Consider the following 6,000-nt stretch of genomic DNA (forward strand, 5'->3'; position numbering starts at 1 on the left):
CATCCTCTTCAGCTTAGCGAACTGCCAAACGGGTGCGCAGGCTCAGGCTGAGCGGGAAGGCCGGGGCGAAATGGCCCGGGCGTCTGTCATCAGTTTGACGATGACGCAGTTCATCTCAAAGACCGGAGTTCTGCCCACGAATTCCTATCCCGGCGGAGATGGGAAGTTCTTCGTTGTGGATAACCCGCCATGCCGAATTCTCATCCAGACTCGAGCGATTGGTAGTTCTCGCTCGGCAGACAATTGGCAGATCACTGACGTGAAGTCGTTCGGCACGTGCTTCCTGTAACCTGTCTGGCTGGTGCCGAAGGCCTTGAGTAGCAGGCTGCAAGAAAGGGCCGCGAGAGCGGCCCCTTCAATTTTGAATGTCGCCATGCCTCAGATGCGATGTGCAACAAACGTCATGACCGACGCCAGCACGGGGCCGTGCATATCGCAGAGGTCGTGCTGTATGTTGCCGGCGACCAGCTGCAGCGCTTCGGCTGCGCCTTCAGCCGTCCAGCATTCCGGCGTGTCGTGCGTGAGACGATCGAAGAGCCAACTGAAATGCTCGTCGTCTGCATTCTCGTCTGTGTTGATGCGGTCCCGTTCGGCGCAGTATGCGCGAACGAGTGTAAGCAGCGGATCGACCGCGGCGCGATTGGCCATAGCTTCGCTGGTCGACTGGATCATGTCGTTCTTCATTTTCGTTGCTCTCGGGTTAGGTTCTCGGTATTGTTTACAGGGTAAGCATCCCTCAAACTGTCTACCCTGTCAACAGGTGGTTAATGATAAATCCTGCGCAATGCCGAATGGCGCGAGCTGCCCTGCAAATTGGCGTTCGTGAACTGGCGAATCTGGCCGGCCTATCGTCCATGACCGTGACGCGGTTTGAGAATGGGCACAGCGCAGGCAACGCTGAGACGCTAACTGCGCTCCGGGGTGCCCTAGAGGGCGCCGGTATCGAGTTTATCCCGGAGAACGGAGGCGGCGCTGGCGTGCGGCTTCGCAAAGGTCCCTGACGGCTGAGCTTACTTTGCCGTGATCCGATAGATCCTCAAGCCGTACTCAGACGGCAATTGGCCCACTCCGCACTCATAATCACCACGAGATAATCCGATATCGTTTAGGTCCGCGGCCATTTTGGTGACAGCCCCGCGGCAATCCGAAACGTCCGCCAAGCCCGACACTTCGTGATGCTGTGTCAGGTCGCTTCGATCGGGGTAGTAAAAGGCGTCGACTTGTTCCCAGGGCGCAGCGGCCGCCGGCCAGAACATGTTGGCGACGTTTTTGGCCGGGTGGCCTAAGAAAAACCAAAGTGCGACGCCAACGACGATTATAAAACCCATATTCGACCTGACTACGTTATGCCTCTTAGAACAAGCCGGGGGTGCGTTTATTTGCAGATTTGCAGTTTAGAGTACATACCTCTAACGGCAGCCCGACTTCTCCTTACGCACGGATTGACATGCATAACGATGACGCACCAAATAATGATCTCATCATTCTGACGGCTTCCATCGCCGCCTCATACGTTGCCAACAACCGCGTGGCGCCGACTGAGATTGCTACTCTGATCGCCAGCATTCACAGCTCGCTCGGCGAGCTTGGAACTGAGAAAGTCACTACCCCTGAACCCGTGAACCTGGTGCCAGCGGTCCCCATCAAGAAGTCGGTGACACCGGACTACATCATCTGCCTGGAGGACGGAAAACACTTCAAGTCGATGAAGCGCCATCTGATGTCGAAGTATGGCATGACGCCGGACGACTATCGTAGCAAATGGGGCCTCCCGTCTAACTACTCTATGGTGGCTGCGGACTATGCCGCAAAGCGTTCGGAGTTGGCTTTGAGCCTCGGCCTGGGACGTAAAAAGAAAGACCCGGCAGACGAACCGGTGCCAGAGAAGCCGGCTCGCAAGGCTACCCGCAAAAACGCTGACGCGTCTTAACCGTCATAGAACCAGGCAGCCGAGGGTCGTGACGATCCTCGCTGCCAGCATTCTATCTCCCTGGAATTTCTAGTTGCCGGTGAGGGGGCTCTTCCCATCGGACGGGCAGACCACAGGAACCATTAGCCAGTTCCCGGCTTTCCTTGACCGAGGGAGAGCTTGGATGGAACATGTCGCTGCACTGATGCTGCTAGTTGGCTGCAACACCAACGCATCAATTTGTACAGAACTGCCGGCCTCTATGGTCGCGTACGAGGATGTAGCTGATTGTGAGTCCGACATGTCCCTACAAATGCGGATCAGTGGTTCGTCGGCAGCGAAAATCTACGGCGCCTGTAAGGCTGTGACCGAAGATGTCTTTGAACAGTCGGCGACGGTGGACTGGACCATTTCCCGAACCGGACAACTTCTGGTGACCTTCAATGCCGAGCCGCAGCTTGTCGCTGCCCGGTAGAAGCTTCCAATCGGGAGATTGACCGATACCCCACGGTCAATAAAAATTAACACTTGAGAATGTCGGCCTGTTCGCTCGCGCTTAAATCTGTCCTCCTCACAAGGAGAAGACATGCACATGCCGAGAGACGTCAGTCACATGGTCGAGTATCCCTATTTTCGGGTGCTTGAAGAGCGCCATGAAAATGGAACGGGTCTCGAGCTCGATTTAGAGGAAATGGCTGCGCGCAGGCGTAAGTCTACCGAACTTCGAGCCGCACGCGAAAAGTCAGTAGTCCGGCAAGATTGAGGCGGCTTTGAAACTATTCCGCATCTTTAGGCGGCTCAGCAATAGCACTTGGTTGATTTGTCGTTGCGCGACCATGCGCCTGGGTCCATCCGGCCAGCCATTGGCCCTGCTGTTCTGAACCCATAGGATACGGGCAATCTTTGACGCGGACGCCGCTCCCGTATGCTTCGACGCCTTCGTTGAACCATCGACCGATCATGAAATGTGCCTCCAAACCAGAACCTGCATATGATGCAGAGCAGACTTTAGCACTTGCGATCAATTCCCATGTAGCGCGTCGAAGCGATGAGAAGATTTCTTCGATGCTTACCGCCTGCTGGTCGACTGCACCGCCGTAATCAGCGGCGCAATCGTCGAAGGTCGACCTGCAGAAAAAGCTAGTTCAGGTAGCTTGCCGCCTGGACTAGCGCCCATCCCAGCAAAAGCGGAGGTAGAGCGATTGCCATAGTGATCGGCAAAACGACCCGGACTAGGTTGGCCATGGAGGAGCTGCGGGCAGGCGATGCGTTTTCCATTGGTTGATCCAAAGTGCGAGTGCAGCAATCGAGTCGACAAATACCGCAATGCAGCAAGGGTTCCGCAGCGGAATACTAATCCGCTATCATCGTACGGTATCGGTCTGGGTCGGCACTGCGGCAGACCCTTCCCCGGGAGGGTTTTTGCATATTTCGAGGACAATGATTGTGACTATCGCGACAAGGATTACGACACCGATCAAGTGAAAATTGCCCTTCGGCTCGCGGGGTATTGGTCATTGTCAGGCATTGCGATCAGTCCCGCTTGAACTTCCCGCGGTCCATCTGTTCGGTGCCAGCCTGGTTCTCGCGGTCTTCGATCTCTTCCGGCAAGCCGGGTTCGTCCTCGTCTTCGTCGACTGGGCCAAGCTCATTATCGTCGGCATAGAGCTCTACGTCCTCGAACTCCTCAGGAACGATCTCCCCAGGCTTCAGGGCTCCGCCCTTGGGAATCTGGTCGTTCGGGTTCGTTCCAACTGGATCTGGCTTCGACATGGCGCGGTCCTTCCAAGAAGGTGCAGAAGCGTTCGTTCCGCAGGGTCCTGCAACCACAAACGTTAAAAGCCATTAAGACTTTGCTTTTGATTGAGGCCACCACGTTAAAGGACCTGCAGATGATCCTTTCCACTTCTCGTCGCCCCGCCGTTGTCTCGTCGTCCGTTCCTATCTGGCCAGCCATCGGCACAGCCGCAGCCATGCTGATGGTGGGAGCGATGCTTTTTACATGACATCGCCGACGCGGGACTACCCCATTGCCCATTACCAGGACCGCAAGCAGGAATGTCTGAAAGCGGCAGCAGCAACATCGCTGCCGAACGCGAAGCGGCGCCATCTGGAAGCCGCCGATGCTTGGCAGCAGATCATCGATCGGCTGGGTAATAGGCTACCGCCTCTGTCGGATGTGGGACCACTAGGGAGCAATGTTCGTTCCGAGTGGTAGCCTTGACCATCTCGTTCGAGAGTCTGTGCGACGTGACTTGGCGCCGCGATTCCCGAGGACTGCATGACAAAATTGCTGATCACTTCTCCCCAGACCGGGGCTGCCGGCATGTCGGCTGATATCATCGTCATTGCGGGTGACTATGCCGGCACGCCGGTGAAGGCGCTCTATAAAGCCAGTCTGTCGTTCCAGAAGCCGGTCGTGCTGATCGCTGGGCTAATGGAGCTGGATGGGACGAACAGGTCCCGGCTGCTGGCTGAAGGGCGCCGGCAGTCGAAGAAATATCTCCGCCTACGGTTCCTTGAGCGTGATGCTACAACGATCGAGGGGGTTCGCTTCATCGGTATGCACAAGCCCGACCACGACTTCATCCTGGCGGCGCTTGATGAACCGCACGATGGGCCGACCGTCATTGTAACCTACGACGGCCCGCGGGAGGATATCGACGCCATCACGAGAACCGGCAAGGTATCTCGGTGGATCCACGCTGGCACGACGACAACAGAGCCGCTGGTCGTCAAAGTCTGATCGCCCTAGGTTGTCGCCATGGATATCAACGCACCAAAACACCCGCCTGAGCATCCCGGCCGTGGAATTGACTGCGAGTTTGCAATGGAGGCGACCTTTCAGGAAGCCATAGCCGGTGCCATGATCGCCGGCTGGAGTGAGGCCGAGGTTGCCGAGGCGATGCTCGAGTTAGCGCGGAACCACATTGCAGGTTTGCTGGCGGATGCCGACACTGACATGGACATCGAAGCTGCGGCACGCTCGGTGATGTGAAGCACTTGGGCAACCCACGGGAAGAGCCAACCGAAATGACAGACAAAGACGAGAAGGACCCACGCATCGTCGAGGCCACGGTCCATGGCGACAGCGGCGTCACGTCCGTTGTAGCTGAAACCAAGAGCACGGAAGCAGAGGACATTGAGGAGTCCGAAGCGGACGATGTCGCTCGGATCAAAGGCGAGGAAGGCCAAAAGGCTTGAAACGCAAAAGCCCCGCTACCTAGTGAACGGTAGCGAGGCTTGCGGACGAAAGTGATTAGAAGATGAGGAAGGCCAAGCCAGCCCACACTGCCGATGAGACGCCTAGCGCGACCATTACGCCGCGGGCAGGGCTGAGTGCTTCGGAAGGCCGAACCCGGCGGCGGGCCAAGTAATTTCGATGCCGGGCGGGAGTGAATGTAGCTGTGCTCATATTCTATCTTTTTCAAGCACTTAACGGCTGCGTCACCCGACAGTTCCGGCGAACCGCATCCGCAAATTCCTCGCGTCCAACGAATGTACGATCGTCAGGTCCGACTCGCGTGCTGGTCGGCCATACCTAGAGAGATAAGCGGTCAAATGATCGCGGCCGCGCTCTCTACCCCTGCGTTCGCCGAAACTGTCGGCATAATGTCTTCGTAAAAGGCCTCGGGAATTCCATAACTGCCGGCAGCCTGCTCCTCCAGTATCTCCCGGTCGGTGATATGGATCACCCCCCGAGTTGACCGGATCGCACGTTCCCCTTCCAATTTATGTATCGCTAAGGTGATCCCCGCCCGTCGAACGTTCAACATCATCGCCAGAAGTTCGTGAGTTACCTGGAAGTCATCGCCATCAATGCGGTCGTGATACATCAGAAGCCACCGCGCCAGGCGCTGGTTGATTGTGTAATTGGTAGCGGCCAGCAGGGTGTATTCAGACTGTAGCTCGCAGGTCATCACGTATCGTGTCAGCAGGAGCCGGAAATCACGACTTTCGTCCATGACCTCTACCAGACGCTCTGTTCGCAACGAATGACCGTTTCCGGCTACCTGCATGACGATCCTGTTCGTCGCCTTCGCACCACCGAGCACGACCGGCTTCCCTGTCATGCCTTCGTTGCCGACGTT

The 6,000-nt window shown here is 56.8% G+C and carries 9 protein-coding genes; 5 read left to right on the forward strand and 4 right to left on the reverse strand.

Annotation, left to right across the window (positions count from 1 at the left end):
- Window positions 1–378 precede the first annotated feature (378 nt).
- Window positions 379–684 (reverse strand): hypothetical protein, encoded by a 306-nt coding sequence (locus tag ACZL02_RS23425; RefSeq protein WP_472941112.1) that lies wholly within the window; start codon window positions 682–684, stop codon window positions 379–381.
- A gap of 763 nt (window positions 685–1,447) precedes the next feature.
- Between ACZL02_RS23425 and ACZL02_RS23430 the strand changes: the two genes are divergently transcribed.
- Window positions 1,448–1,930: a Ros/MucR family transcriptional regulator gene (locus ACZL02_RS23430; RefSeq protein WP_472941113.1), complete on the forward strand. Its 483-nt coding sequence runs from the start codon at window positions 1,448–1,450 to the stop codon at window positions 1,928–1,930.
- Window positions 1,931–2,093: 163 nt separating this feature from the next.
- On the forward strand, window positions 2,094–2,384 hold the full coding sequence (locus tag ACZL02_RS23435; protein WP_472941114.1) for a hypothetical protein: 291 nt from the start codon (window positions 2,094–2,096) through the stop codon (window positions 2,382–2,384).
- Between the two features lie 301 nt (window positions 2,385–2,685).
- On the opposite strand, the gene ACZL02_RS23440 is transcribed toward ACZL02_RS23435, so the two are convergent.
- Window positions 2,686–2,871, reverse strand: coding sequence for an Rmf/CrpP family protein (locus tag ACZL02_RS23440; protein ID WP_472941115.1), 186 nt, complete (start codon window positions 2,869–2,871; stop codon window positions 2,686–2,688).
- A gap of 571 nt (window positions 2,872–3,442) precedes the next feature.
- Window positions 3,443–3,682: a hypothetical protein gene (locus ACZL02_RS23445; protein ID WP_472941116.1), complete on the reverse strand. Its 240-nt coding sequence runs from the start codon at window positions 3,680–3,682 to the stop codon at window positions 3,443–3,445.
- Between the two features lie 508 nt (window positions 3,683–4,190).
- On the opposite strand from ACZL02_RS23445, the gene ACZL02_RS23450 reads away from it, so the two are divergent.
- The 3 genes from ACZL02_RS23450 to ACZL02_RS23460 are packed head-to-tail and all read left to right on the forward strand — an operon-like array spanning window position 4,191 to window position 5,113.
- A complete protein-coding gene (locus ACZL02_RS23450; RefSeq protein ID WP_472941117.1) occupies window positions 4,191–4,655 on the forward strand; it encodes a metallophosphoesterase family protein in 465 nt (154 codons plus the stop codon).
- Between the two features lie 18 nt (window positions 4,656–4,673).
- Window positions 4,674–4,907, forward strand: coding sequence for a hypothetical protein (locus ACZL02_RS23455; protein WP_472941118.1), 234 nt, complete (start codon window positions 4,674–4,676; stop codon window positions 4,905–4,907).
- Between the two features lie 35 nt (window positions 4,908–4,942).
- Complete coding sequence (locus ACZL02_RS23460; protein WP_472941119.1) at window positions 4,943–5,113, forward strand: hypothetical protein; 171 nt, start codon at window positions 4,943–4,945, stop codon at window positions 5,111–5,113.
- 353 nt (window positions 5,114–5,466) lie between these two features.
- Here the strand turns inward: ACZL02_RS23460 and ACZL02_RS23465 are convergent.
- Window positions 5,467–6,000 (reverse strand): helix-turn-helix domain-containing protein (locus ACZL02_RS23465; protein ID WP_496258578.1); only part of this gene is annotated, 534 nt, incomplete at its 5' end.

It is taken from the genome of Mesocryomonas fontinalis, assembly GCF_055730125.2.

What these genes read in the sequence shown, in the direction of transcription:
- ACZL02_RS23425 (WP_472941112.1), bottom strand. Translation starts at nt 684, where the DNA reads ATGAAGAACGACATGATCCAGTCGACCAGCGAAGCTATGGCCAATCGC.
- ACZL02_RS23430 (WP_472941113.1), top strand. Translation starts at nt 1,448, where the DNA reads ATGCATAACGATGACGCACCAAATAATGATCTCATCATTCTGACGGCT.
- ACZL02_RS23435 (WP_472941114.1), top strand. Translation starts at nt 2,094, where the DNA reads ATGGAACATGTCGCTGCACTGATGCTGCTAGTTGGCTGCAACACCAAC.
- ACZL02_RS23440 (WP_472941115.1), bottom strand. Translation starts at nt 2,871, where the DNA reads ATGATCGGTCGATGGTTCAACGAAGGCGTCGAAGCATACGGGAGCGGC.
- ACZL02_RS23445 (WP_472941116.1), bottom strand. Translation starts at nt 3,682, where the DNA reads ATGTCGAAGCCAGATCCAGTTGGAACGAACCCGAACGACCAGATTCCC.
- ACZL02_RS23450 (WP_472941117.1), top strand. Translation starts at nt 4,191, where the DNA reads ATGACAAAATTGCTGATCACTTCTCCCCAGACCGGGGCTGCCGGCATG.
- ACZL02_RS23455 (WP_472941118.1), top strand. Translation starts at nt 4,674, where the DNA reads ATGGATATCAACGCACCAAAACACCCGCCTGAGCATCCCGGCCGTGGA.
- ACZL02_RS23460 (WP_472941119.1), top strand. Translation starts at nt 4,943, where the DNA reads ATGACAGACAAAGACGAGAAGGACCCACGCATCGTCGAGGCCACGGTC.